The organism is Acinetobacter sp. YH12205 (genome assembly GCF_013418125.1).
Classification (GTDB): domain Bacteria; phylum Pseudomonadota; class Gammaproteobacteria; order Pseudomonadales; family Moraxellaceae; genus Acinetobacter; species Acinetobacter towneri.
In genome coordinates this window covers 51,503-78,023 of sequence record NZ_VPCQ01000002.1, presented here as the reverse complement: position 1 = coordinate 78,023, position 26,521 = coordinate 51,503, and the positions used below count along the sequence as shown (strand labels likewise).

Here is a 26,521-nt window from a genome sequence, read left to right as displayed (position 1 = left end):
ATGTCATCTCCAAAAGACGCTTTTGAAAAAGCAATCAAAATCGCAGGCAGTAAATCTGCTTTAGCTCGAAATTTGGATATAACGCCTTGGGCTTTAAGTAAATGGAATTTCGATAAAATCCCAGAAGATCGCTGTCTTCCAATTGAGAAATTTACGAAAGGAAAAGTTCGAGCTGAGCAACTACGTCCTGACATTAATTGGGCGTATGTACGTTCTACTCAAAATAGTAAAGAAGCCGTTATCTAATAACACGTTCAAAAGGACTTTCAATGAACATCATCGATGCGGCTTATCACACTGTGCACGATTACCCAGGTGGCGCGACGGCGTTAGCACCAAGGCTCGGTATTAAAAGCCCAGCCGTGTTGAACAGTAAAGTAAATCCAAATACGGATACACACCATCTATCACTTTTAGAAGCCACAAAAATGATGGCCATCACCAATGATTACCGCATTTTGCAAAGTATGAATGCGCACCTAGGCAAGGTTGCGATTGATCTGCCACAAATCCCTGAGTGTCGAGATACGGCGCTCACTGATCTTGTGCTGAGCTTTGGAATGCAGGGCGGGGATGTATACACGCTATTTAAAACAATGATGGCTGACGGACGCATCACACGTGGTGAAGCAGTCGATTTATCCAAAGTCATCCATAAATTGCACGAAATATTGGCTGAGCTAAATGCTCAGGTACACAAATGTATTGAGGAATAAAAAAGCCTGATTGTTAGGAATCAGGCTTTTGCGTTCAATTCAGAGGGAAATTCTTTATGAACACAAATACTTTACCAAAACACCCATGTCAGGGCAAATGCACGGAATTTAAAGAAGAGCAGTGCAGCAGCTGCTTAATCTTAGTGCCGCAATGTGATTACTGCGGATCGGACAGCATGGTCAGCCGTACAGAAAACAATGATGGTTTTATTTGTGCTGACTGTTATTGGGAAGACAAACCAGAACATACCGTGGCGTTGTTTGTGAGTGATGTGGAAATACATTATGCACGAGCATTGAATGCCCAGGGAGAAGTGTCGTGAAAGAACATCCTATTTTATTCAATGTTCAAATGGTCAATGCAATTTTGGAAGGTAGCAAGACTCAGACTCGTCGTGTTATGCGCCGTCAACCTGATGCTGTTGAGCGCTTCCATCGTGGTGAACCAACAACGGACACTGATGCTCGGCATGCTATTTTGCGCTGCAACAATAATCCAAAAGGCTTTAAGAACTGTAATAGCGGTTGGCTTGCCCATGCGACCTATAAAACACCTTTTTCCGAGTTTAACGTAGGTGATCGGTTATGGGTGCGTGAAACCTTCATGGATTTAAGCGGCACAGGAGTGGAACATCGAGATTCAAACGGAAAGCTTCAAAGATACGCTTATGCATCAGATTGCCCTAAGGGTAGTTATTCAGATGAGGCGCGAAAGAATTTTGGGCTTAAATGGAAACCATCGATCCACATGCCGCGCTCTGCATCACGAATCCTTCTTGAAATTACAAAGATTCGTGTTGAGCGTCTTCAGGATATAACCAAAGAAGATGCAAAAGCTGAAGGCTTTGACTATTCAACTCATCCATCCGCAATTGAAATGGGTTATGCAATTGGTGCTAGAACCAATTTCCATTTTACCTGGGAAGAAATTTACGGTCAAAGTTCATGGAATAAAAACCCGTGGGTTTGGGTAATTGAATTTAAGGTTATCCAAGGCGGTGCAGCATGAGAGAACCGTTAATTCCAAACAATATCGACCTTAGAAGCTTTGAGTTTATGCCTCTCGATGTGGTTCGACTGCGTGATAGTGACTTTGCTGCTTTGGTAAATGCAGAAGCATTTCGAGCGGGAATTTTATTAATGAGTGCCTCTTGGCATCAGGTTCCTGCTGGTAGCTTGCCAGACGATGACAGAATTCTATCTAACCTTGCTGGCTTTGGCCGTGTAGTAAAGGAATGGAAAAAATATAAAGAAGAAGCTCTGCATGGTTGGGTTCTATGTAGTGATGGACGTTATTACCATCCTGTCATTTGCGAAAAGGCAATTGAAAGCTGGGCAAGCAAACAAGATTACAACTATAAAAAGTTTGCTGAGCGCTTACGCAAAGCAAATATGAAGTTATCTGAACAAGATCAGGTTTTAATTCCAAGCTTTGATGCTTGGATTGATGCAGGAATGCCAGAATCATGGGCAAGGAATTCCCAAGTTGCTGAATTGGAAAGTAAAAAGAATTCCAAAGCTGTTCCGCAATCATTCCAAGAGAATTCCGCAGTCGTTCCACAGGAATTCCAAACACGTTCCGCTGGAATTCCGCAGGATTTTGGACATAAGGGAACAGAACATAACGGACAGGGACAGGTAACGGATATAAATATTAATAACACACAAGAGAGTTCCGCAGCCGTTCCGCAGAAAACCGAAGAAAAGTGGAGACCTAATTCAGATCATCTGCTGAATATTATTCGGAAAAGCAAAGGAACGTTGGCGGAATCTGTGCTGGATATGAGTGACTTTGAGTTTCACCTCGAAGCATTCAACGCACATTGGGAAAACAAAACAGACCTCACTGAAAACCAAAAGACCACAAGGTTTGCTGTATGGCTCATTGATAAATTTGATCGAGCGGCAGAAAAGCAGAAAACCGTAAAACCAAAGCAGAGCACTACGCGATCAGCAGGCTTGAACGTCAATGATGCCTGGAAAGATCAACCCATGAACGATCAGCCATTTTACGGCAAGGTCGAATTACCTGAGGGCATGGAATGAACGCACATTTTCAATTCAATGGTCATGTGATGTCACAGGAAGTTTGTGAGAAACATGGACTGCAAAAAATCTCAACGGGTAAAAATTTAATTTGTCCTGAATGCGCTCGTGAATTTGTATTGGCTGAAAAAACTAAGCATCAGGCTGAAACGGATAGAGCTGTATTTGAAAAACATATTGCAAGTGCAATGCTTCCAGATCGTCACCTGCATTCTGCATTTTCAAATTATCAGACGCACACCCAAGGTCAGGCACATGCATTGAGTCAGTGCGCTAGCTATGCACAACGTATCACTGCCAAGCGAATTTCTAATTTCATCATGGTGGGTTCAACAGGTACTGGCAAAACACATCTTGCTTGTGCAACTGCAAAACATCTGCTGAAAAAAGGACTGAAAGCGCGTTACATCACCAGCGAAGAAATTGCGCAGCGAATCATGAATGCATGGGACAAGGACACAAAAGATCAATCTGAAGAAGCTGTGATTTATCAGTTTGCTCAATATGATCTTTTGATTGTGGATGAGTATGGATTACATGATCGTGATAAGCGCTTAGAGCTTGTACACAAGGTTTTGACAAGGCGCTATGACAGCAAAAAACCAACCATGCTCATTTCAAATTTCACCTTAAAAAAACTGCATGATGATTTAGGAGATCGACTCTGGTCACGCTTCCAGCATGATGGTCTGACCGTGGTTGAGTGTAATTGGTCTGATGCGCGTATGGGAGATGGGTGTGAAAGATCAGAATGATGATAAAACTGTCGATTGGGTTGGTGGACGTGCTTGCAGTTCGTTTGAAAAGCGTATGGATATTTTGATTTTTGCAGTACATGCGAAAAGAGAAATCACGGTGACGGACATTGCGCAGTGTGTGTTGAGTTGTTCACGTATGACTATTCGGAATTGCTTGAAGGATTTGGTGTGCAGTGGCTATATGGCCAAGACCTCAATTTACACATATACGGCGACTAACAAAACTAAAGAGCTGTTTGGAGTCGGGGCTGAATGACAAGCATTTCACTTGCTGAATACAAAAAACTCTACTGCGGTGATCGTAAGAGTACGAGCAAGCGCAAGAGCAAAGTCAAAGGTGAAAAGATTGTGAGCAAGGGAGAAGCAGCATTAATCCAGCAGCTCGGAGCGTTAAAAATTGAATTTGTGCAGGAATTTAAATTTCACTCAACACGAAAATGGCGGGCAGATTTTCATATCAAGAATACGAAGCTGCTGATCGAAGTTGAAGGCGGTATATGGTCAGGCGGAAGGCATACACGGGGTAAAGGTTATTTGGGGGATATGGAAAAATATAACGCAGCAACAATGATGGGATTTCAGGTTTTACGGTTCAGTACAGAGCAAGTGACAAGCGGTTTTGCAATTAAACAGATTGAAGGGTTGGTGAAGTGATGAATGCAGCAGTATCAGATAAGTTTGAGCAATTTGAATGGTTGACCAAGGGTATTACAGCGAAGTCACCAAACTTTGAACCAAATGTGCGTGGCACTGGAGAGCAACCATTGAATTACGAAGATCGTTTAGGTGCGATTGCAGCTATGGAAACACAGCTAGCGAAGTCAGTAACTGCGTTAATTATATTTGAGGGCAAGTGCGAAAGTGATTATGAATATGTGCGAGGGCATCTTGTAAATATCATGCTTAAAAACGTCGTAACGGATAAAAAGCGCGAGCCTGAGCACATCACAATGAATCACTTGGCGTATTTAATTGCACGTATGGTCATAGACTTTGCATTGGATCCTCAGCTTGAGGCTAATTTCACAGCACAGGGGCGTTTGTATTACGCGGGTATTAATTGCCACCAGATGACGGTAGATAATTATCGGATGACATGGAAAACCTATGAAAGACTTATGGTTATGGCTATTGAATCTGCAATTGATGAGGCGTCAAAGGCAATTGAAAAGTATAAAAAAAATACTTACAAAGAATTGAGAGCATAAGTATTTCGTTATTCCGAAAACTAGGGTATAGTTTTTATAAGATGGTCATATTATGGCTATCAAGCTTAATAAGCGAAAGCAAATGACGATCAGGAAAGACTGGTAATTACCGTAAAGGCTCACAGAAATGTGGGCTTTTTTGTTGCCTGTAAAAAGGCGACCTAAGCCTACTGGAGTGCTGACCAGTGGAACATGCCATCGAGTAAACTTCCTTCGGGAATCTAGATCAGGGAGTAGCGTCCCGAACTAAAGAGGATTGAAAGCAAGTAAAGCAGACCGTGCATGTTAGGTGTGTGTGATTGTGAGTAGCGTTTGGCCCTGCGAAAAGGGCTTTTTTAATGCCTTGAGAAATGTTCTGTGAAAGCAATATCAGGGCACCAATGGCGGCTTTCTTTATTCGTAGTGGTTTAAATTGAATGCCGCCACTTATTAGCTTCAAAAGGTGAGTACTACTTTGGATTGGCGACCCATTAACACAATCAGTTATGAGCCATTAAGCACACACTACTAAGCCAACTAGGAAGAATTATTTCTTAGTTGGTTTTTTATTTGCGCCATTAGCTCAAATGGATAGAGCATGGGTCTTCTATACCAATGGTTGTGGGTTCGAATCCTACATGGCGTGCCATATTCTGATGAACGGCATATAATTTGGTTAAATAGTGTCATACACTTTATTCAGAGTGTTCTGTAGTTCTTAGTTTTATACCCGCATTTCCCCAAATGTGGGTTTTTTTATGCGTGGAGAAAAGCATGCTCCAGTTTTTGATGTGTTTGTTTGGATTCCATGGTGCGACTGAGATCGACTACACAATTGATGATGAAGAAATCAAAGTGTGTCGGGATTGTGGGAAAGAGAGATCTAGTGAATGCAATTAGTATAGATATGAAATATCATTGAATAATTATAATGAACAAATTGTTTTATGGATTCCACAAAAGTTTTTCAGCTCTCTACTCAAATGGTTGAAGAGCTTAAGAAGGAAATAATCAATAGTACAGTGATTGATGGTGGGTTGCGTTTAGAGCTAGTTGAACAATGTATTTATATTTCATTTGATCATGGTTTGGGCGTAACTGGTCTTTTGGCAATTGGCTTGCCTACACAAGCTATGGTGTTATTTAGAGCTCAATTTGAAGCAGTTGTAAGAGCATATTGGCTGCTGTTTATAGCTTCTAATCATCAAGTGTCAAAACTGAATTTCAATTACACATTTGATGAACAGTTTACGAGTGATACCTGTCCAATGATAGGTGAAATGCTGGAAAAGCTAAGTAATGCTGATTTACCTGCAAAATCAGTAATTGATCATCTGTGTGATTTTAAAAAGTATCATCTAAAGCAGCTTAATTCGTTAGTACATACAGGAAAACAGTCTTTTACTCGTGATGTTATGGGTTATGACCCTAGTATGATTCTAAATCTAATGCGCCAATCAAATAATTTAGTTACTGTTGCCGCTCAAATTATGCTTAAACATACAATTCCAGATAAACAAAAGTTTATTCATTATTTGATCGAAAAATATAGACCGTGTTTCTATTTAGATGAGGATGTGGATCCTTCCATGAAGGCAAGGGTTGAAGGCTATTTTAAGTAAAATTTTACAAAACTTATAGGATGTCCTGTTGTACATATTAAACCCTCGCCACTTCGGTGGCATTTTTGCCGAACGTATTACGGCACATAAACCCCGCTCAATATGCATTATTGGCGGGGTTTTTCTTTTCTTATCGGGTGGTGAGTGTGAAAAATGAAGGCTGCAATATTTGAAGGGTGTGATCTGTGACAGACAAAGTACAGGCGAAACAAGACTTAGAATTTTGCAGTGCTGAGCTGTCTAAGTATCAGAATCTCAGTAGATTGGGATTAACGCGGGCAGAGATGCTAGCGATTGACGGCATCATGCGCCGCTTGAAAGATCGCATTAGAAACTTACGGAATGTATTGCTGTGAAACGACCAATGCCGCCTCAAAACCTGCTTGATCTTGACCCTGAAGAACCAGTGGGGTTTGAGCCTGCACACGAACTAAAAGAATGGATTTTAAAAACATTCATTGATGAGGATGGCGAGCTACACAATCCTGATCACATGCATATATCGCCATGGGATGATGATTTATTTATGGTGCTATGGGCATCAAGTGGATTTAAAAAGTCTGAAAAAATTGTTTTAGGTCAGACTGAAAAGTTTGCGTCGATGGCGGGCGGCTGGCGAAAGATGCGTCAAGAAAAACAGATGATTGACTGGTTTTGTTGTGTACCGAATTTCATCATCACGATTGATGCATGGTTTGCACACAATGCAAGTGATACTGATTTTTGCGCTTTGATCGAACATGAGCTTTATCACATTGGTGCCAAGCGCGATGAGGATGGCAATTATTTGGTGAGTCAATCCACTGGTGAGTACAAGTATTACCTAAGGCCACATGATGTTGAGGAATTCCACGGGGTTGTTCAGCGTTACGGTGCATCACCAGACGTTCAAAAAATGGTAGAGCTTGCAAATGATGGTCCAACAATCGGCAAAGCAAAAATTGCCCATGCATGTGGTACGTGTTTATTGAAGTTGGCTTAAATTTTTTTGCCTGCTTTGCTTTACGTAGCTTTACAGAGAGGTGGTTGTGGCAGCACTAAAAGAGCCTGTAAAAATCTTTATAGTTCAGTCTCTTGCTTGCTTTGAAACGCCTCAACAAGTAGCAGACACTGTAAAGCAGGAATTTAAAATAGAAATTAGCCGCCAACAGGTGGCTCTATATGACCCAACGAAATATTCAGGTCGAAATCTAAGCAAGAAACTAAAAGACCTTTTTGAGAAAACGAGAGCTGAATTTAAATCCAATGTTTATGACATTCCGCTAGCAAATAAAGCTGTTCGTTTGAACGAACTTCAGAAGATGTATGACAGTTGGGGTAAAAACAAAATCATTAAGCAAGGCATCATCAAACAAATTAAAGATGAGATGCAGGGCTATGATGCACAGTTACTCGATCTTGAGCTTAAGAAATTAGAAATACAGCGTATTCGTGATGGCGAGGATGGTGCAGGTGATGACCCAACCCCTGTGAAAGTCACAATTCAAGTTGTAGATGCGAGTAAGAAAGATGCCGAACATCAATCCGACACTGAATGTTCCTCAGGCGAACTTTCTACAACTGAACAATAAGTTTAGGGCATTTGTCGCGGGTTTTGGGAGTGGAAAAACTTGGGTAGGGTGTTCGAGCTTATGCGATAAATCTTGGGAATTTCCAAAAGTTCCGCTCGGTTATTTCGCACCAACTTACCCGCAAATTAGAGATATTTTCTTTCCAACTATTGATGAAGTTGCGTTTGATTGGGGTTTAAAAACCAAGATTTACGAATCAAACAAAGAGGTCGATATTTACTATGGCCGCCAGTATCGAAGCACGATTATTTGCCGATCCATGGAAAAACCTCAAACGATTGTTGGTTTTAAGATTGGTCATGCGCTGATTGATGAGTTGGATGTCATGCCGACTGTTAAAGCACGGCAGGCATGGCGGAAAATTATCGCACGTATGCGTTTTAAACAAGCTGGTTTGTTGAATGGTATTGATGTTGCAACAACACCAGAGGGCTTTAAGTTTACTTATGAGCAGTTTGTAAAAGAAGCGAATTCAACACCTGCAAAACGTGCTTTATACGGGATGATCCAAGCTTCAACTTATGACAATGAAGCTAACTTACCTGATGACTATATTTCTTCGTTATATGAGTCATATCCACCACAATTAATTTCAGCTTATTTGCGTGGCCAGTTTGTAAACCTGACTAGCGGGGCTGTGTATCCTGACTTCGACCGAAAGTTAAATCATACGGATGAAGAAATAGAGCCGCTTGAGCCATTAATTATTGGTATGGACTTTAACGTATTGAAAATGGCAGCAGTGGTTTATGTGATTCGAGATGGTAAGCCGTAGGCATTGGATGAAATGGTTGGAGTGAGAGATACACCAACTATGGCACAACTTTTAATTGAGCGTTTCCCGCTTCATGAGATGACAGTAATACCCGATGCTGCAGGTCAAGCCAAATCTTCAAAAAACAGCAGTGAGTCAGATCATCAAATTCTAAGGGACAAAGGTTTTCGGGTTGAAGTGGATGGGACAAACCCTGCAATCAAAGATCGTATTAATGCAGTAAATGCATTGATCTTGAACGGTGATGGTGAGCGCACATTGCGGGTAAACACCAATAAATGCCCACGTTTTACAGAAACGCTTGAGCAACAGGTTTATGACGACTTTGGCATGCCAGATAAGAAATCTGGACTTGACCACATTGGTGATGCGGGCGGTTATCCAATTGCCAAGCGGTTCCCGATTATTAAGCCAGTCACACATCTAAACATCCCAATTTATGGAAAAAGAAAATGACAGGTATTACAAGCACACACGCAGATTATGATGAGCATGCACCACTATGGAAAATGGTTGACGATGTATGCAAGGGGCAGAAAGCCATTAAGGCTTCTAAAAAAGCGTACTTGCCTGTACCGAATACCTTTGGTGATGGCGATGATAATCGTTATGACGAGTATCTAGATCGAGCTGTTTTTTATGGTGTAACAGGCAGAACACTAAACAGCCATGTTGGTTCGGCATTTAATAAGTTGCCTGAGTTTAAGCGTCCTGACGAGCTAGAGTACCTTGATCGAAATGCAGATGGTGCAGGACGTTCTATTTACCAGTGCTCTCAGCGTATGTTGCGCTATTTGTTAAAGCATTACCGCTGTGGCGTTTATGTGGATTATCCGCAAGTACAACCAAGCCGTAATCGCGCTGAGGATAAGCTTAAAAATGCATTTCCGATGATTCATGTTCTCAAGGCTTCAGCCATTAAAGACTGGGATCACATCATTGTTGGAAATCAAAAGAAGTTATCCTTCGTCAAAATTAGTGAATCTGTATCAAATCGAAGTCCAGATGGCTTTGAGCGCTCAACCAAAGAACAATACCGAGTTTTGCGTTTAGAAGATGTGGGGTCTAATGAATTTGTTTACTCGGTTCAAGTGTATGAGCAGGATGCAAAAGGCAACTGGGTAGAAGGGCAGAAATATACTCCAACCGACTACCACGGCAATCATTGGTCATATATTCCATTCACTTTCTGTGGTGCTGTAGACAACACGGACGAAATGGATAATGCGCCACTGCTTGAATTGGCTGAACTAAATTTGGCGCACTACCGAAACTCAGCAGATGTTGAAGAATCAGGTTTTATCGTTGGGCAACCCGTTATTTCAATGCCTGAAATTACAGAACAGCAGTATGAACTTATTCAGCGTGATGGCTTGGCAATCGGTGGTCGATCAGGATTCCCGACTAAGGTTGAAATTACCCAAGCGAGTGAAAATAACCTAGCAAAACAACTCATGACGGATAAGTGGGAGCATATGAAAGAAATGGGCGCTCGCTTGATTGAGGTTGGCTCGGCAAATAAGACAGCAACACAAGCAGACAATGAGGATTCGATTCAACACTCTGTGGTGTCGTTGGCTGTATCGAATATCAGTGAAGCCCTACAAATGGCGTTACGCTGGTGTGCAAAGTTTGCTTTACCGAATCATGAGTTAAGCACTGATGAATTGAGCTATGTCATTTCACAAGACTTCAACAAGCCGAAATTCAGTGAAGAACGTGCGAAGCGATTATATGAAGCTTGTACTGGTGGCAATTTGCCCTGGTCTGTTTGGTACAAGTATGAGCAAACAGGCATGTTCACTGAAGAAAAATGGGAAGAAATTGAAGTGCTACTAGAACGTCAGCGTGATGGTGCTTTCAATATGGGTGAATGAGTATGAATAATGCAGTGCATAAAGCTTTGATAGATGCGCTATCACAGCACCAAGCGTATTTATTCAGAGCATCTTCGCAAAGCGTGAATCAGCTGACAGCCTTGTTTAACAAACTCTCGAACAAGCAGTTAATGCGACTTGGAGAGGTGTTAAATGATTTGTCAGATACAGAGCGAAAAGCACTGCAGGGACTTAACTTTTCAAGCAAAAGCAAAGCCAGTAGAAGCCTTGAAGAAATCAAAGTAATTCTGAGTGAGTGGTTTAAATCCATTGATACTGAATTGAGCCTTGATTTTGAAAAGTCTGCTTTGCAACTTGCGATATACGAGGCAAATTACACAGCAAGCTTGGTTGCTGGCACTGCTGCCGTTATTGATGCTGAAAAGATATATAAAACCATCAAGAAAACCCCTTATGCGGGTGGTCAGCTGATGGATTATCTTTTTAGTGACATTACCTCATCGCTGCGAAAGAAAGTTGAATATGCTATTCGTGATGGTGTTTCACAAGGCTTAAGTAATCAGCAGATCATTCAAAAGATTAAAGGTCGAAAGTCGTTAAATTACAGTGATGGGATTCTAAGTAAAACCGCCTCTGAGATTGAGCGTGATGTTCGTACCGCAAGAAGCCATATCAGCACAGCAACCTATATTGATACTTACAAAGCTCTCGGCTATGAGTATGTAAAAGTTGTGGCCACACTTGATGGTCGCACCTGTAAATACTGCGCCTCAATAGACGGGGATGTTTATTCGATTGATAACCCAGAGCGACCAAGATTCCCAGTACACCCAAATAATCGCACCACGTATGTTGGTTGTGATAAGGATGGTAAGGTTTTAGGTAAGCGCCCCTTTGTAATGGATGAGCGTAAAGTTAAAGACATTCCAAAAGATGAGCGTGATCAACTGATAGGTCAACTTGATGCCAACACTTCATTTAAAGAGTTCTTTGAGCAATCAGACGAGTTCTTCAAAAAGACTTGGCTGGGTAAATCTAAGTATGAGCTTTATAAAAAAGGTGAGTACAGCATTGATAAGTTTGCTGATCCGCTGAATAAGCGTGGTTATACATTGGAGGAGTTGAAGGCTTTGGATGAGAAGACGTTTGAAAACATATTATAACTTCAACTATTTGTATACACACGATTTTTCTTGATTAAAAATATCTCTGTTGCATAATCTGTTTCAAATTAAATAAATGGAAAATGATCAGTGGAAAATTTAATCAAAGCGTTTCTGGATATCTTTAGAACGCATAATATTTTGCTATATGTTGTTTGTATTGCATCAGGTTTACTTTCATATAATGTTTTTAATTTGGCGGAATTGACAGGTTTTGATGCTATCAAGCCTGATTATAAAAACTATGTTGGCCTTGTATTCCTTTTTTCACTAATCACAATTTTGGTGCTTTGTATAAAATCAATAGTTGCTTATTTGAGACAACTTATTGCTGAAAGAAAATACAATCAGGAAAAAGAAAGATTGATTGAGCAAAAACTGAATAGTCTCACAAATCCTGAAAAAGCGGTTTTACTTCAATATTTTATTCAAAATTCTGAAACAATTTGGTTGCCTGTAACTGGTCAAGAGGTAGTAGAGCTTTGCAACGCACATATTTTGATGCTTGCTAGTAATACTGCCAGAGCTACTATAGCAGGCCAAGCTATGATGTTGAAATTACCGATGATACTTATGCAAAGGCTTAGCAGCCTGTATCCTGAAGTCTATTCAAAAGATTGTGATCAAAGGTTGGTGCAAGAGTTATTACATAAATTTACGCCAAATAGCATTCGTGAAGTAAATAAAAATAGGCAATTATTTAATTATTAATTAAGACAATCCACGACCCGAAAGGGTCTTTTTTATGCGAGAAAGAAAATGGAAAACCAACACCAAAAAATCAAAGATTATCGTGATTTATCTCAAGAAGAAATTGACTTGATGAATGAGATCAAGACTATCGGTCCGCAAGTTCAAGCGGTGATTGAAAAGGTTCAAAAGCACATTTCCACTCAACGCTACAACTGTAAATGTGACGCAGGGCAACAGGTCCATAATTTGGATGAATGGGAGCGTCTTGAGGCTGCTACCCCTGAGCGTTTCGCTGCAATGGCTAAGACAGATTTTCAAACTGGACTTATGTATCTTGTCCGCGCAGTAGCTCAGCCAACAAGCTTTTAAATAACCATGATTAATTTAAGCACCCAAACGGGTGCTTTTTTATTGCCTGCTGAAAGCGGATGCAGACAGCGTAACGAGCGGATGCTCATTTTAGAAATAGGGTCGGATGACTTATGAAATTGAAATTAGACGAAAACGGTCATGTAGTGGTTCAAGATGGCAAACCTGTTTATGTGCATGAGGATGGCAAAGAGGTGGCTTTTGATGCACCGCAAACAATTGCCACAATCAGCCGCTTAAATGGTGAGGCAAAAGCGCACCGCGAAGCAAAGGAACAGTTTGAAGCACAAGCCAAAGCCTTTGAGGGGTTAGACCCTGTAAAGGTGAAAGAGGCGTTAAACATTGTTCAAAACCTGGATGCTAAAAAGCTTGTGGATGCAGGTGAAGTAGACAAGGTGAAAGCTGAAGTTACTGAAGCACTAAAACAGACCTATGAGCCACAGCTTCAGCAACTCACACAAGAGCGTGATGCCGTTCAGCAGCAATTACACAAAGAGTTAATTGGTGGTGGATTTGCTCGTTCTAAGTTCATTCAAGAAAACATTGCTGTACCAGTAGACATGATTCAAGCCACTTTCGGTCAGAGCTTTAAGATCGAAGAAGGCAAGGTTGTTGCCTACGGTACAGATGGTCAAAAAATCTATTCACGTACACGCCCAGGTGAAGTCGCTGACTTTGATGAAGCTTTGGAAACTTTGGTTGGTGGATACCAATACAAGGACCACATTTTAAAAGGCGGTCAAGGTTCAGGTGGTGGATTCCAAGGTGGTGGTCAGGGTGGTGCTAAGAAGTCCCTATCCGACTGCAAAACGCGTGAAGAAAAAGCTGAATTTCTCAAAACAGTTAAATAATTAGGAGAAGCCCCATGGCTTTTGATTTACAGGTTTTTAATAAACAAACCCACTTGGTGATGACTGAGCATGTTGCTCAGGACATTGTGAAGTTTAACGAAGCGTCACAAGGCGCAATCCAGTTAATCGCTGATCCATTTGAAGGTGATTTTAATATCGAAGCTTCATTCAAAGCGATTGATGGTTTGGTGCGTCGTCGTAACGCTTATGGTTCTGGCTCTGTAGCCGCAAAACGCCTACAACAGATGCTTGATGTTGCAGTTAAGGTTGCAGCGGGTACACCACCGATTCAGTACGAAAAGCAGCAATACTTATGGATTAAGCAAAATCCTGAATTAGCTGCCTTAACGATTGGTGAGCAGCTTGGTAAGGCCAAAATTGCTGACATGCTGAATGCTGCGATTTTGGGTGGTTCTTCTGCTATTGGCGGTAATGCTGCCGCAGTTGAAGGTGATGGCACAGACGCGGCTACTTTCCGCTTATTGAACAAAGGTGCTTCGCGTATGGGTGATCGCTCAAGCGCAATTCGCGCTTGGGTGTTGCATTCAACCACTATGCACAACTTGTTTGATAACGCATTGGCCAACGCAGAAAACCTATTCCGTTACGATGGTGTAAACGTCATTCGTGATCCGTTTGGCCGCTTATTCGTTGTAACTGATGCGCCTGCATTAGCAGTGACAACTACTGGCACGATCTATAACACTCTGGGCTTGGTTGAAGGTGGTATTGTCGTGAATGACAACAACGACTTTAACGCTGAACTCGAAACCATCACTGGCAATGAAAACATTCAGTACCAATACCAAGCTGAATGGACTTATGGTGTGGGCGTGAAAGGTTATGCGTGGGATATGGCTACAGGTGGTAAGTCACCAACCGATGCTGCAATCGGTACTGGCACCAACTGGGACTTAATTGCAACTTCAATCAAAGACACAGCAGGTGTCTTGATTAAGTCAGCGTAATCAAAGAAAAGCCCCTTAATTGGGGCTTTTCAATATTGGATGAAAACACATGACCAAGAAAGTTAAAAAACTGTATTTCACATCCGACTTTTCTGCTGAAAACGTAGAAAAGCTTCAGGCTGATGGTTGGATTTTGCGAAACCGTGCAGCAACACATAAAGGTGACTTTGTTGAAGATGCTGACGAATACGGTGGTGAAGTGCCTGATTGGTATCCACAAGATAAAGTGCAAGAGCAGAAAAAGCCTACTGCACGTAAAACCACACAACCAACCGAATAGGTGATTTATGAGCTTTATTTCCCTTGAAGAAGCTGAGCAAATTTTAGGGGTAGACTTTGCGCCAGCTGGTGATAAAGCTCGCCTCATTCTTTTAGCCAATACATGGATGAAAAATGAAGTCGGCTATGTACCAGAAGTGGTTGTAGATGAATTAAAAACAGCATCCTGTGAAATCATCAAAGGCATTTTGGCTAAGGTTATCTACGCAGGTGTTGCACGCCAAACCATAAGTGAGAGCGTTAAAGCTGATAGTGTGCAGGTCAGTGAAACATTTGCTGAAGGCAGCCGTGAAATTTCAGAATATGAGCAGATTGCCAAAGCCATGATTGAATCAGTTAGAGAAAAGCCTATAGGTTTTTCGTTTCGGGTGTATCGCGGATGATCAAAAATAAAATCCAATCTAAAGTTGCCAAGGCTTTTGATAAGAAACTTGCCGATGCTGTCGATACCTTCACCTGTGAAAAGTTGATTTACTCAGGTGAGTTTGATTTTGAAACGCAGACTTATCCGATCGTTGGCGATGAATCCTATTCAGGGCGTGGCGTACTGTTTGGCTCATATCAAAAAGACTTGGTGAAACCTACTGATTATCAAACCGAAGATGCAAAAGCGGTTGTTCTGCAAAATGAAGTGACTGCAGTACCTCAGATTGGTGATGTTTGGGTGACAAGTAAGGGTGATTTCAAGGTCATAAATATTGGTGCGGACCCAACAGATAGTATCTGGGTTTGCCAGTTAAGGAAAATTGGCACTTAGCTATTGATTGGCATATTGATTCTGTTTTAATGTATTAATTCCCTGACCACTACAAAATAAGTTCATCAAAAAATGCATACAGTTAAATATGATTCTCTAAATAGCACCTATCTTGACTCGATGATTACTAATAAAAAGTCTTTTGAGATTTTAGGTGTTGGTGGAAATATTAAGGAATGTGTTTCCTTACTTGAAAATACAATTGAGAGTAATGGGCTTACATGTCGAATTTATACCCAGGGGCGTGCCGCTGGAATTGCCTCTGGACTTCTTGTTGCTGGGTTGGGTGTAGTGACCGCTGCAGGAATAGCAGCTCATAATTTAGCGACGTACAACCCTGATTATGAAATTGGAAAAAATTTGGTTAAGAATAAAATTACTGTAAAGTTTAAAAAAGAACCTAAGGCTAAATAGTCTTAATAATACGATAAGAACCCACCTCGGTGGGTTTTTTAATGGGTAAGTTTATGTCTTGGAAAGGAAAGAGACCAACCGAATTTGCCCTTGATGTGGCAAACATTGGTGATGAAAAGCTTCGCAATATTGCTGCTGATATGCTTCAAGGTGTGATTATGGCCAGCCCTGTCATGGATGGTGCATTCCGATCTAACCACAGAGTCACAGTCAATAAAACCACAAACGAAACGGTACCAAGTAATGGGAATAGATCACCAAAAGGCACGCTAGATCAAGAAGTGTTTGCGGAAGGAGCAGGTCAAATTTTGCAGGCTAAGCTGGGTGATTTGGTATATGTGCAAAATAACCTGCCTTACGCCCTAAGGCTTGAGAATGGACATTCACAACAGCAAGCACCACTTGGAATTTACTCACTCACATTCCTTTCAGTTGCGAGCAAATACAAATGATGACACTCACTCAGGCTGAAACTGCAATCTATAAAAGAATTGGTCAATTCACTGGCGTAGATAAAGCTAATCTCCGTATTGAAAGCCAACCACTAAGCAGGGGTCAGCACTTTAAAACACCAACAAACAAAGCCTGGTGTAAAGTTTTTATACAGTACGCTGACAGTCAAGTGGTATCTATTGGCAACAGTCCATGTATCCGTGATTACGGAATTATTTCAATTCAGTGCTTCACGCCAAAGAATAGCGGAACACTTGCTATGACCGCACTGTGTGACGCATGGCGCTCATTTCTGCAATCCTTTAGCGCATCTCATCTCGAAGTCTACAAAGTTCATGCACCGCAAAGCATGGATGACCAAGATTTTTACGCAAAAATAATTAGAGCTGAGTTCCGAGTGAACTAGCTTAAACGCTTAATCGAACCGTCCTTATAGGGCGGTTTTTTTATGCCTGTTTTCAGGCAAACCACTGGCTAGAGCGACGGCTCGAAAAGCATGTTTCCATGTTCAGCGTGCCTGCCAGCTTCTTTTTTTTTAAACATGAACATATAAGAGGAAATCTTATGAACATGATGTCAGCACCAAGTTATCAGCAAATGATTGTGTCATTCCACAACGCAAATTTATCCATCGTGAATTACAACGGTCAACCCTATGTACCTATGAAACCCATTGTTGAGGGCATGGGGCTAACATGGCAGTCTCAGCATGAAAAACTAAAACAGAGATTTGCATCAACCATCACGGAAATCGTGATAGTTGCTCAAGATGGTAGACAGCGCCTAATGACCTGCTTGCCACTTAAAAAATTGTTTGGCTGGATGATGACTATTAGCCCAAACAAAGTAAAACCAGAATTAAAAGACACAATTATTAAGTATCAGGATGAATGCGATGATGCACTATGGAGTTATTGGTCTGGAAAGTTAAGCGCAAGACAGAGAGCTTTTGATGAGTTGAATAAAATTGATTTTGATGAAAATCTTTCTCAGGCTAAAGCAACCATCTCTAGCTTAGGTATGCACCAGCGTAAACGCGAAAAGAAAATCAACAAGCAGAAGCGTCAAGACTGGATTAATAAAAATACCCTATTGCTTAATTTTGGTGCCAACCTATGAGTGATGATTTAGATGAATACATCGAAATGCGCCAAGAGCTTGAAACAATGACGCACGCAGAACTTGTTGAAGAAGTCATTAATCGAATGAAATTCCAACAGCAAATTGTTATTGATAACTGGAATGAAAATAAAGAGCTTCGGAAAGAAGTTCAGGATAGTCGTAGATTCCTCGAATCCACTTCTGAAAATTTAAAAAAATGGAATGAAGATTTGGATGAAATTGTGGCAAAAGGACTGTACTGGAAAAAATCCTTTTATGTTCTTTTGGTGCTCATGATTATTGTTCTTGTTTATTCATTTATACAAACATAAACCCCGCTAAATGCGGGGTTAATTATTTCCAAACCAATGCCACCGAAAGGTGGTTTTTTATTGCCTAGAATAGGAGAAAGCTGTGTCTAAAGGCAGTGCTATTAAATTATATGCCGCACCTGAAACGGTGGTCGGCACAGTGCCAACAAGCGGATGGTTTACCGTTCGTCGTGTCACTGATGGTTTGACCGAAAACGTCACCACATCCACATCAAGTAGCGTTTTAGACTCTCGATTTCGTCAAGGCTCGACCGTAGATGAGTCAGAAATTACTGGCTCACTTGAGGTTGAGCTTTCAATTGGTACGTTTGATCAATTTATTTCAGCCGTAGCAATGAATGATTGGGTGGAGGATTCAGTCGACCCAACAAAACACACATTACAGTTTGGTGGTGAAACCAAAAAAACTTTCACCTTTGTAAAACATTTCTCAGACATTGGCACATACCACGTATATACAGGGGTGCGCATTGCTGAGTTGAGTTTTAGTCTTGCAACAACTGGGAAAATTACAGCAACCTTTGGCTTAGTTGGTACAGGCTTTGAATCAGTCACAGTTAATCCAGCAACAAGCATTGCACCTGCGGATGATACGGTCCTAGTGTCTGCATTAAACGTCAACAAAATGTTGGTAGATGGAGCAACAACAGTAGGGACTGCATGTGTTCAATCGCTTGAACTTGCGATTAACAACAACATGAATCCATATCGTTGCTTAGGCTCAGGTAAAACCTCAGCGCAAGGATACAATGAGGGTATGGTGGATATTACGCTGAATACTCAGTTTATGTTTACAAGCCAATCTAAAGCCTATATTCCACTTGTAAAAACACGTGCAACAATTCCGCTTGAGTTTGCTATTGAGGATGCGGCGGGCAATAAGTATGACTTTAATTTCCCTCAACTTGAAGTTGCAGAAGCTAATCATCCTGATGGTGGTGGCGAAGATGACATCACGCTTGATGTGAACTTTGCTCACATTAAGGTATCACCAACCATCACACGTACACTTGTTTAAATCTAGCCGCCTTCGGGCGGTTTTTATTTTGGAAGATCAAAAAATGGCTTTAAAAGTAGCAATTCAACAGAGCAAAGAAGTCACGCTTTGGAGAGAATACAAAGATAGTGAAGGGAATGTTTTAGCTGAATTTAAGATTCGCGGTTCTGATTACAAAGCATATCGTGTAGCGATTGAGCGTGCGCAAAACCAATTATCATCAAAAGGCTTTGATGTAGCGACTGCGGGCAGTGATGACAAGCTTTACCATGAGCTTTTACTTGAAGCTGCCGCATGTCACTTAGTGGATGACTGGAAAGGTGTAATCTTTGTTGAAGATGGCAAAGAGGTCGAGCCTGAATGTTCACCAGAAAACGCAACCAAGCTTTTCAATATGGGTGATATTGGTGTGGCAATTTGGGCATTCGTAAAAGCACAAGCCGATCAAATCCAATCTGAAGCAAACAGCTATCGAGATGAAACCTTGGGAAAGTCCGAGAACTCTACACCTACCTTAGCCGATACGCTGGACTCAGCACACACCAAAAAAAGCAAAGGCAGGCGCTCGGCTTAGAGGTACCACATCCACCAGAGTACTCATATACAGCCAATGCCTTAATTGAAGCCTACAACACTATTGCCCGGTCACGTCGATATGAGCAAGGCACACCATTGGCTTTAAGCATTGCTGATTTGAATGCCTATTGTGAGCAGTATGAGTTGCCAGTGGAGCGTTATATTTTTAATGCGGTCATCTTTGATCTGGATAACCAGTTTATTGATGAGGCTTATAGGAAGATGAAAAAGAAATCGGCTTAGGTTGGTTTCTTTTCATCGTCACAATCAATGTCATTAATAGCCTTATCCATAGCTTCATCTATAACTTCGATTTGAACGCCTTCTTTATGTAGATTAGCCATTACATTGAAGAGCATTTTTTGCACGGTTTTTTCATAGTCTGCAATGCTTCCAGCGTCACGTTTAAAGCTTTCTTCAAGCCGAGATACGAGTTCAGATGTGATTGAACGGTTATTGGCGGAAGCTGCCTTTTCTATATCTTCTTTTAGCTTCGAAGGTATTCTGAAGTTTACTTGTGAATATTCTTGAGCCATAGCAGTTCAGTAAGGTGTGAAATTATTTTAATGATATATAGCAAAACGCTTTACTTCAATAAAGTATTTTGCTATAAATTAAAACGCTATAAAGCAAAACACTTTAAAAGGAGTAGAAATGACGAGACATGACAAGCAGCTAAATGTCCGAATGGCTCATGAAAATATAGATGGGCTGAAAAAGGCAGCAGCAGAAAACCGCCGTTCTTTGACAGCACAGTTGAATACTATTGTTGAAGAATGGCTTAAACAAAACCAAAAGAGTGCGAAAGCATGAAACTTATAGGCAATAAAAAACCCCTAGCAATCTTGGCGGACGAAGGGGCTTTGAATGTCGACAAACTACAGGAATATCAACAATGAATAGTTTAACTCAAATGACAGTACCTTTCCATAATACTGAATTGTATTTAGTGGAACACAATGGGCAACCTTATGTCCCTATGCGGCCAGTCGTTGAAGGTATGGGATTAACTTGGGCATCACAAACAGTTAAGTTCAATAGTAACAAAGCTCGTTGGGGTGTTTCGATTATCGAAACGCCTACTTTAAGTGGTATTCAAGAAATGCTCTGCATTCCACTTCGTAAGCTATTCGGCTGGTTTACATCAATCAGCCCCAACAAGGTAAAACCTGAACTTCGTGAAACGGTCATTACGTACCAAAATGAATGTGATGATGTTTTGTGGGGCTACTGGACCAAGGGACAGGCAATTAACCAACGCAAGGCTATCTCACCAGAACAGCAAGCATTGCTTCATGAAATTGTGGCGCGTCGCTCTCAAGGTGAACGTAGAATCTTTGCTGAAATGTGGGCGCGTCATAACCGACACTTCAAAATACCGCGTTATGCAGAGTTACTGGCAATCCACTTTCCAGAGGCGGTGCATTATCTGGAAACAATGGAGTTAAAGGCTAAGGTTTCAACTAAGCAAGATAATTTAATCCAAATAGATAAAAATTATCACAATAATGTTCAAGGTTTAGCATGGCATATGCTTTGGATTCGAGAGTGGTGGAGGCAGTTTGGTGAGGCTATTCGCACTATTAGCCCGCACATGGCTGGTGCGGTGCATGACCACTTTCAGGATGGTGCAATGTTTGCTTTTCATTTCATAGATAAAGACGAGTTGAAGAAGCAGCGTGATCGGATGGATTACTATCAATGGCATCTAAGTTGCACTGAACGCATGGCATTAGATTACAAGCGCAAATAAACCCAAACCCACTTCGGTGGGTTTCTTTTTGCTCGATAAATTAGTATCTTGTTTAAAACAAAGGGGCTGGGTATGAAAAGAATATTATTAGTTGCGGTTTTGGTTGCTTTGGCAGGGTGTACTTCTGGTCAAATGTCGCAAGCTAAAATTACAACAAGTCAATTTGATAACTCAAAGAATATTAACGCGCGCGAAATGCCAGCTTTAGGCAAAGATAAATGGCATCCAAGCAATGTGTTTTTTGGTGCTCGTTGGACAGATCGCGCACCTCAATTAATAGTGCTTGAAGTTAAATATATGCATGAGTATCAAAACTTAAATAAATTAAGCTTTAATGTAGATGGTGAGGTATTTGACGCCCAAAAGCTCAATATGACCAACATAGAAAGAAATGAATATTACAAGGCAAGCAAGGCGCCTTATGTTATAACAATTGAGCAAGCTAGAAAGATTTTGAACGCCAAAAATGCAAAGTTCAGAATCACCACCTTATCAGGTCAATATACTGATGGCGCTATAGTTTTGAACTCGGATAAATCTATGGCTTACAAAAGTATAAGCAATGTTGTTCAACAAATACCGAATTAAAATTCATATCTAAATAAGACCTCGCTTTTAGCGGGGTTTTTTAATACCCAAAATACAGCGCCTTTAGGCGTTTTTTTATTGCCCGCAGGAAAGTGAAATGGCTCAAGAATCTGTATTGCGAATTACTATTGATTCGAGAAACGCTGAAAGAAATGCACGTGCCTTAGCAAATGAGCTAGGCAGTATTGAGAGGAAAGGTGATTTTGCTAGCAAGTCTATGGATTCGGTGTCTATGGCAACTCGCCAACTTGCAGGCTATATGGCAGGCTTGGTCACAGTAGGCGCAGCCATAAATAAAATGGATGCCTACACCAACCTGCAAAACCGCTTGAAGCTTGTCACCAATTCGCAGCAAGAACTCAATCAAGCGATGAATGACACGTTCAAAATCGCGCAAAGTTCATACCAAAGTTGGGATTCTGTTGTTCAGGTTTATCAGCGATTTAGTGACAATGCAAAAACGCTCGGCATTAACATGGAGCAAACCGCAAAACTCACGGAAACGGTATCAAAAGCAGTTGCGGTATCAGGTGCAAGCACTCAAGCAGCAGAAGCCGCGTTGACTCAGTTTGGGCAGGCATTGGCATCTGGTACGTTGCGCGGTGAAGAACTTAACTCGATTCTCGAACAAACACCTGCACTCGCTAAAGCCATTGCTCAAGGTATGGGTATTACGGTTGGCCAATTGCGCTCGGTAGCAGCAGAGGGAAAAATCACGGGCGATGTGATTGTTGATGCCTTAACTAAATCTGCTGACAGTGTTGAGCAATTATTCCAAAAGACTGATGTGACAATAGGTCAATCTATTGGTTTGTTAAGCAATGAACTTACAAAATTCATCGGTGAAGCGGGGCAATCAAGCGGCGCAGCAAGCCTGCTTGCAGAGTCGGTAAAATTGCTCGCTCAAAACTTGTCATTAATTGCCGATGTAGCAGTTGTGGCGGGTATTGGGTATATCACAAAAGCCATTCTCACAAAAACCGTTGCGGTGCATAGTGCTATTGCGGCGACCATACGGCAAACCCAAGCTGAAATCGCCCTAACAGCCGCGCAAAGACAAAAAACAGCCGCAACAATAGCAGACACGGCAGCCCAAAATGCTAATAATGTTGTTCGCTCACGCGGTGCTGCAATCTTTACTGCATTAGGTGGTCCAATCGGCGCTATTACAATCGGCGTTTCAGCACTCGCAGCAGGCTATATGTATCTGCAAAATCGCACAGCCGAAGCGAACGCAAAACTTGAAGAACAAGGAAAGGTTGCCAATAAAACAGCAGAAGAATTGCGCGCATTAAATGGTGTTCAGCGTGATAAAGCTGTAGATGACCTTGCAGCGGCTTTTGCTGCGCAAAATAGTGAGTTAAGAAAGCTTAATCTTGAGTTTAATGGCTTTTTAAATACGATTAAGCAGGCAAATCTTAGCAATGCTGAAGCTGCAAAAATCTTTGATGATGCTCGTAAAGGAATTATTTCGCAGTCTGAAGCATTAGAGCGCCTTAATAGTCTTGATATTTTGACACCAAGCCAGCGCGCGCAAGGTGTCGAGTTAATCAATAATTATGAAGAAGCGAGAATTAAAGCCCAACAAAGTGCAGACGCTCAAAAGGTTTTGGGTGTTGAGGTTACTCTAGCTGGCAACTCAATGCAAAACGCAGCAGGCAAGGCGCGTGATAAAGCCAATGCAATGGGTGATGATGCAAACGCAACACGCGACGCAGCGCAAGCTAACCGCGAATACACTGCATCATTGCAGCAAAAACTGTTTGATCAAGCATTTATCACTAGACTTGTCACAAAGCACAATAAGACTCAGCAAGAAGCTAACTTGTTACTTGAGGCACACAAGAAAACCAATGGTCAGATTAGTGCGCAAGATAAAGAGCTAATCGCAGGCATCACAGCACAGCAGAAAGCGCTGGAAAATTATGGAAAAGTGCAATCTGCTACCAGTAAAGCGCGTGCAAGTGCAACAAGGTCACAAGTAAAATCAGAAAGTGCGGCTGTAAGGGAGCGGGAGCGTCTAGCGCAAGAGCAGTACCAATTACGCGAGCAAATTGCATATAAATATGCTGATCGTGTTAGAAAAATTGAAACTGATTTAGCGCGTGAAATTGCGGATATTCAAAAAGCAAATTTCGCACTGCCAGAGCAGACGCAAGGCTTCATTCAAAATGCTAAGAATCGCGCTGACTTGGAAAAAGAACTTTTTACTGCCCAACTAAGACAACAGTATAGCGATTGGAGAGCTACAGAAGAGCAAAAGCTTGATTTTAGGGTCCACATAAGTGAGCTAGTGATTCAGCTTGATTCGGATATGAATGATGATCTGAAAAAACAAGCCATGCAGTCATTAAAAGATCAAGCCAACTATGAACTCGCTCAGATCAAGCTCGCTAAAGAACAGCGTATCTTTCAAGCCCAGCAAGCACTTTACTCCGAGATGGGGTTGATAAAAAAGCGCTATGAGTTGGAACGTCAAGAAATCGCAAGAACGGTCAACGACCCTAACGAGCGTGCGGAACTGCTAAACGGGTCTTTTGCCAGCCAATCGAAAGATGAGACAGGTGTGCGTGACCGAACAATCAGCGATTACCGTGGCGTGATGGGTTTAGAAGAAAGTCCACTGGTTAAGCAGTTTGAAGTTTTGCAAAAAATGCGTGAGCTTGACCTGCTGAATGAGGAGGCATACCAAAATGCAAAGCTACAACTTCAAGCTAAATCTACTGCTGGGTATATGGAAGGTATGCTTGGTGGGTTTGCTTCGCTTGTAGATGAGAACTCTAAAACCTATGCGGTTTTATTTGCAGCACAGAAAGCCTTTGCCGTGGCTCAAGCAATGTTGAATATTCCCGCTGCATACTCAAAAGCCTATGACGCTGTAGTTGGCACACCGTATGTTGGCCCTTATATCGCGCCTGCGGTTGGTGCGGCAGCAGCAGCTTTACAGGTAGCACAAGCTGCAAGCATTAAGTCTACCAACATGTCGGGATTCAAATCTGGTGGCTACACAGGCAACTATGGTACAAACCAAGTTGCAGGTGTGGTTCATGGTCAAGAGTATGTATTGAATGCCGAAGCAACCAAACGTGTCGGTGTGAATACACTTAATGCCATTAATAACGGTGGGGCTATTCAGGCGGAGAAACAAGCTCAGGCGAATGCTAGAGTGCAGACCGCAAATCCGCAACCAATCGAAAACAAAGTACAAGTTGGTATCTTTGATGACCGATCTGACATGCTAGATCAGATGCGTGGGCGGGAGGGTGAGAAGATTGTCATGTATCACTTGAGAAGAAATGGCTTGTTGCCAGCGTAAACCCACTTCGGTGGGTTTTTTATCCAGAATTTGGTATGTTTTAGATAATTAAGCTAGACAAGGAGTAGGCTAATCGTATAATTCAAACGTAGTGAAAAAGAATTATCTAATTTAAGAGCATAAAATATGCATTTAATTGCGCCTATTGCTGAGACTCGCTTAAAAGAGGTAGTAGATTACTTTGCGCACTCTGGTTTAAAGGATCAGAGGAAGTTTGGTGCAACCGCAGCAAAAAAGGCTGAATTGCGCAGAAGCCTTAATCAAATTATTAACAAGGAAGTATTGGATGCCAATATTGGATTAGGCATCTTGGCAACCTATGAAAACAATTTAGATAAAGCTTTAGAGCATTTTAAAATTGCATATAACTTTTCAAATAAAGATGCAATTTCTTCACTAAACTATGCTAACTCTTTATTTGTGAGTGGTAGGCATAAAGAGGCTCTTCCGATTTATAAAAATGCAATCATAAAAGAGCCAACATCCTTGGGTATGTTCCAGGGAATTTGTCGAGCTTTGATTGGTTTCGGATACTTGGATGAGCTTGAGGATATTTCAAAATCCTTAAAAGGGATTGAAAACCCTTATTCGGCTCGCTATCAGCGAGAGATTAATCTTATGCGAAACACTCTATCTTATTTGGAATCAATAGATGTAAGTGTAGATTTGTTTCGCTCGTATCATATTGCAATTGATAAGATTTTCTTTAAATATTTTAATATTACGACAACTTTTGATACTGAAGTCTTTCATGATCGTGATAGAAGTATATTTAGCTACTTAATTTATTTACCTGTCTCCAAATCTGACAAAAACATTAATGCCTTAGTGGGCGATATGAATGATGAGTTACAGGATGAAATAATTAAATTAAGAAAAATTGATGATGCTAAAAATAGAAAAATAATCAGAGAAATGTCAAAAAAACTTTGCTTTTACTTTTCTTTGCCTCGTTGTATAGATGTTGAGGGCGTTAATGTCTGCTAAACAGTTTGGCTTAATTGCTGATTTCCTTGAGAAAAACAAAGACGATACTATTAGTGATGAGTTTGTATTAAGGGTATGTGCTGGGCGACATTACTATGAGCTTTTTCATATAGTTAAAGAATGGTTAAGTAACAATTACCCGAGTCAATATAATGCTGCAGGTGGGGCAACCCACGCAGCTTTACAAAACTGTTGCCATATTTTGCAAGATTCTGAAAACGAAGATTTGTTCGAAAAATTAGAGTTGAAGCTTCATGCATTGCACGAATTGCGTGTTAATGCGGATTACCATTTGGGTCGAGATTTTTCAAATGGAAAATTGGTTACGATGAAGATTGAAAAAGAGCGTCTTTACCTCCTATTGGATTCATTGTTTGCAAAGTTGATTCAGCAAAAACAAGCATGAAGAAC

The 26,521-nt window shown here is 41.2% G+C and carries 34 protein-coding genes, 1 tRNA gene and 3 pseudogenes; 37 read left to right on the top strand and 1 reads right to left on the bottom strand.

Going from position 1 to position 26,521, the window contains the following annotated elements; genetic code table 11:
* From FTU92_RS02655 to FTU92_RS02505, 31 genes and pseudogenes are all read left to right on the top strand, one after another.
* The gene (locus FTU92_RS02655) at positions 1-246 is read left to right on the top strand and encodes a helix-turn-helix domain-containing protein (protein WP_004973626.1); all 246 of its coding nucleotides are present in this window, start codon (positions 1-3) and stop codon (positions 244-246) included.
* Positions 247-269: 23 nt separating this feature from the next.
* Positions 270-716, top strand: a complete 447-nt coding sequence (locus FTU92_RS02650; RefSeq protein WP_180043695.1) for a phage regulatory CII family protein — start codon at positions 270-272, stop codon at positions 714-716.
* A 56-nt stretch (positions 717-772) separates the two neighbouring features.
* Positions 773-1,039, top strand: coding sequence for a hypothetical protein (locus tag FTU92_RS02645; protein WP_180095550.1), 267 nt, complete (start codon positions 773-775; stop codon positions 1,037-1,039).
* A complete protein-coding gene (locus tag FTU92_RS02640; RefSeq protein WP_180095548.1) occupies positions 1,036-1,725 on the top strand; it encodes a hypothetical protein in 690 nt (229 codons plus the stop codon). The genes FTU92_RS02645 and FTU92_RS02640 overlap by 4 nt, the downstream gene beginning before the upstream one ends.
* The gene (locus tag FTU92_RS14075; protein ID WP_257218736.1) at positions 1,722-2,762 is read left to right on the top strand and encodes a YdaU family protein; all 1,041 of its coding nucleotides are present in this window, start codon (positions 1,722-1,724) and stop codon (positions 2,760-2,762) included. Before FTU92_RS02640 ends, FTU92_RS14075 begins: the two co-directional genes overlap by 4 nt.
* The gene (locus FTU92_RS02630) at positions 2,759-3,517 is read left to right on the top strand and encodes an ATP-binding protein (protein WP_180095546.1); all 759 of its coding nucleotides are present in this window, start codon (positions 2,759-2,761) and stop codon (positions 3,515-3,517) included. The genes FTU92_RS14075 and FTU92_RS02630 overlap by 4 nt, the downstream gene beginning before the upstream one ends.
* On the top strand, positions 3,501-3,776 hold the full coding sequence (locus tag FTU92_RS02625; RefSeq protein WP_225543377.1) for a hypothetical protein: 276 nt from the start codon (positions 3,501-3,503) through the stop codon (positions 3,774-3,776). Before FTU92_RS02630 ends, FTU92_RS02625 begins: the two co-directional genes overlap by 17 nt.
* Complete coding sequence (locus FTU92_RS02620; RefSeq protein WP_180095544.1) at positions 3,773-4,174, top strand: DUF559 domain-containing protein; 402 nt, start codon at positions 3,773-3,775, stop codon at positions 4,172-4,174. Before FTU92_RS02625 ends, FTU92_RS02620 begins: the two co-directional genes overlap by 4 nt.
* A complete protein-coding gene (locus FTU92_RS02615) occupies positions 4,174-4,728 on the top strand; it encodes a hypothetical protein (protein WP_180095542.1) in 555 nt (184 codons plus the stop codon). Before FTU92_RS02620 ends, FTU92_RS02615 begins: the two co-directional genes overlap by 1 nt.
* A 551-nt stretch (positions 4,729-5,279) precedes the next feature.
* Positions 5,280-5,356 (top strand) — tRNA-Arg (locus FTU92_RS02610).
* A gap of 298 nt (positions 5,357-5,654) precedes the next feature.
* Positions 5,655-6,329, top strand: a complete 675-nt coding sequence (locus tag FTU92_RS14070; protein ID WP_257218734.1) for a hypothetical protein — start codon at positions 5,655-5,657, stop codon at positions 6,327-6,329.
* A gap of 352 nt (positions 6,330-6,681) precedes the next feature.
* Positions 6,682-7,311, top strand: coding sequence for a putative metallopeptidase (locus FTU92_RS02600; RefSeq protein ID WP_373686041.1), 630 nt, complete (start codon positions 6,682-6,684; stop codon positions 7,309-7,311).
* Positions 7,312-7,357: 46 nt separating this feature from the next.
* Positions 7,358-7,900: a DUF2280 domain-containing protein gene (locus FTU92_RS02595; RefSeq protein WP_180095540.1), complete on the top strand. Its 543-nt coding sequence runs from the start codon at positions 7,358-7,360 to the stop codon at positions 7,898-7,900.
* Positions 7,839-9,131, top strand: a pseudogene (locus FTU92_RS02590) (terminase large subunit domain-containing protein). The gene FTU92_RS02595 and the pseudogene FTU92_RS02590 overlap by 62 nt, the downstream one beginning before the upstream one ends.
* Positions 9,128-10,552, top strand: coding sequence for a DUF4055 domain-containing protein (locus FTU92_RS02585; protein ID WP_180095538.1), 1,425 nt, complete (start codon positions 9,128-9,130; stop codon positions 10,550-10,552). Before FTU92_RS02590 ends, FTU92_RS02585 begins: the two are co-directional and overlap by 4 nt.
* A gap of 2 nt (positions 10,553-10,554) precedes the next feature.
* Positions 10,555-11,676, top strand: a complete 1,122-nt coding sequence (locus FTU92_RS02580; protein WP_180095536.1) for a minor capsid protein — start codon at positions 10,555-10,557, stop codon at positions 11,674-11,676.
* A 90-nt stretch (positions 11,677-11,766) separates the two neighbouring features.
* Entirely contained in the window at positions 11,767-12,387 is a 621-nt protein-coding gene (locus FTU92_RS02575) for a super-infection exclusion protein B (RefSeq protein ID WP_180095534.1), read from the top strand.
* 48 nt (positions 12,388-12,435) lie between these two features.
* A complete protein-coding gene (locus FTU92_RS02570; RefSeq protein ID WP_180095532.1) occupies positions 12,436-12,738 on the top strand; it encodes a hypothetical protein in 303 nt (100 codons plus the stop codon).
* 113 nt (positions 12,739-12,851) lie between these two features.
* Positions 12,852-13,589, top strand: a complete 738-nt coding sequence (locus tag FTU92_RS02565) for a DUF6651 domain-containing protein (protein WP_180095530.1) — start codon at positions 12,852-12,854, stop codon at positions 13,587-13,589.
* Between the two features lie 14 nt (positions 13,590-13,603).
* Positions 13,604-14,557 (top strand): major capsid protein, encoded by a 954-nt coding sequence (locus FTU92_RS02560; RefSeq protein WP_180095528.1) that lies wholly within the window; start codon positions 13,604-13,606, stop codon positions 14,555-14,557.
* 49 nt (positions 14,558-14,606) lie between these two features.
* Complete coding sequence (locus FTU92_RS02555; RefSeq protein ID WP_180043726.1) at positions 14,607-14,837, top strand: hypothetical protein; 231 nt, start codon at positions 14,607-14,609, stop codon at positions 14,835-14,837.
* Positions 14,838-14,844: 7 nt separating this feature from the next.
* Positions 14,845-15,219 (top strand): hypothetical protein, encoded by a 375-nt coding sequence (locus FTU92_RS02550; protein WP_180095526.1) that lies wholly within the window; start codon positions 14,845-14,847, stop codon positions 15,217-15,219.
* On the top strand, positions 15,216-15,593 hold the full coding sequence (locus FTU92_RS02545) for a glutamate 5-kinase (RefSeq protein WP_218944520.1): 378 nt from the start codon (positions 15,216-15,218) through the stop codon (positions 15,591-15,593). The genes FTU92_RS02550 and FTU92_RS02545 overlap by 4 nt, the downstream gene beginning before the upstream one ends.
* 72 nt (positions 15,594-15,665) lie before the next feature.
* Complete coding sequence (locus FTU92_RS02540; RefSeq protein WP_180095524.1) at positions 15,666-16,007, top strand: hypothetical protein; 342 nt, start codon at positions 15,666-15,668, stop codon at positions 16,005-16,007.
* A gap of 53 nt (positions 16,008-16,060) precedes the next feature.
* Positions 16,061-16,459 (top strand): hypothetical protein, encoded by a 399-nt coding sequence (locus FTU92_RS02535; RefSeq protein ID WP_180095522.1) that lies wholly within the window; start codon positions 16,061-16,063, stop codon positions 16,457-16,459.
* Entirely contained in the window at positions 16,456-16,866 is a 411-nt protein-coding gene (locus FTU92_RS02530) for a hypothetical protein (RefSeq protein ID WP_180095520.1), read from the top strand. The genes FTU92_RS02535 and FTU92_RS02530 overlap by 4 nt, the downstream gene beginning before the upstream one ends.
* A 167-nt stretch (positions 16,867-17,033) precedes the next feature.
* Positions 17,034-17,405 (top strand): annotated as a pseudogene (locus FTU92_RS14065) (phage antirepressor N-terminal domain-containing protein); the annotation flags it as partial.
* A 170-nt stretch (positions 17,406-17,575) separates the two neighbouring features.
* The gene (locus FTU92_RS02520; RefSeq protein WP_180095518.1) at positions 17,576-17,893 is read left to right on the top strand and encodes a hypothetical protein; all 318 of its coding nucleotides are present in this window, start codon (positions 17,576-17,578) and stop codon (positions 17,891-17,893) included.
* Between the two features lie 82 nt (positions 17,894-17,975).
* Positions 17,976-18,911 (top strand): phage tail tube protein, encoded by a 936-nt coding sequence (locus tag FTU92_RS02515; RefSeq protein ID WP_180095516.1) that lies wholly within the window; start codon positions 17,976-17,978, stop codon positions 18,909-18,911.
* A 43-nt stretch (positions 18,912-18,954) separates the two neighbouring features.
* On the top strand, positions 18,955-19,464 hold the full coding sequence (locus FTU92_RS02510; protein ID WP_180095514.1) for a hypothetical protein: 510 nt from the start codon (positions 18,955-18,957) through the stop codon (positions 19,462-19,464).
* 98 nt (positions 19,465-19,562) lie between these two features.
* Complete coding sequence (locus FTU92_RS02505) at positions 19,563-19,709, top strand: hypothetical protein (protein WP_218944519.1); 147 nt, start codon at positions 19,563-19,565, stop codon at positions 19,707-19,709.
* On the opposite strand, the gene FTU92_RS14060 is transcribed toward FTU92_RS02505, so the two are convergent.
* A complete protein-coding gene (locus FTU92_RS14060; protein WP_257218732.1) occupies positions 19,706-20,002 on the bottom strand; it encodes an Arc family DNA-binding protein in 297 nt (98 codons plus the stop codon). The genes FTU92_RS02505 and FTU92_RS14060 overlap by 4 nt on opposite strands.
* A gap of 118 nt (positions 20,003-20,120) precedes the next feature.
* Here FTU92_RS14060 and FTU92_RS02495 point away from each other — a divergent pair, with 118 nt between their 5' ends.
* The 6 genes and pseudogenes from FTU92_RS02495 (at position 20,121) to FTU92_RS02470 (ending at position 26,516) form a co-directional block, all read left to right on the top strand.
* Positions 20,121-20,279 carry an Arc family DNA-binding protein gene (locus FTU92_RS02495; protein WP_005103718.1) on the top strand — a complete coding sequence of 53 codons (159 nt, stop codon included), beginning with the start codon at positions 20,121-20,123 and terminating at the stop codon, positions 20,277-20,279.
* A gap of 82 nt (positions 20,280-20,361) precedes the next feature.
* Positions 20,362-21,219, top strand: coding sequence for a phage antirepressor N-terminal domain-containing protein (locus FTU92_RS02490; protein WP_180095512.1), 858 nt, complete (start codon positions 20,362-20,364; stop codon positions 21,217-21,219).
* A 72-nt stretch (positions 21,220-21,291) separates the two neighbouring features.
* Positions 21,292-21,807, top strand: a complete 516-nt coding sequence (locus FTU92_RS02485; RefSeq protein ID WP_180095510.1) for a hypothetical protein — start codon at positions 21,292-21,294, stop codon at positions 21,805-21,807.
* 97 nt (positions 21,808-21,904) lie between these two features.
* Positions 21,905-23,278: pseudogene (locus tag FTU92_RS14235) on the top strand (tape measure protein); the annotation flags it as partial.
* A gap of 1,971 nt (positions 23,279-25,249) precedes the next feature.
* Positions 25,250-26,110, top strand: a complete 861-nt coding sequence (locus FTU92_RS02475; RefSeq protein ID WP_180095508.1) for a hypothetical protein — start codon at positions 25,250-25,252, stop codon at positions 26,108-26,110.
* Complete coding sequence (locus FTU92_RS02470) at positions 26,100-26,516, top strand: hypothetical protein (protein ID WP_180095506.1); 417 nt, start codon at positions 26,100-26,102, stop codon at positions 26,514-26,516. Before FTU92_RS02475 ends, FTU92_RS02470 begins: the two co-directional genes overlap by 11 nt.
* Positions 26,517-26,521 lie beyond the last annotated feature (5 nt).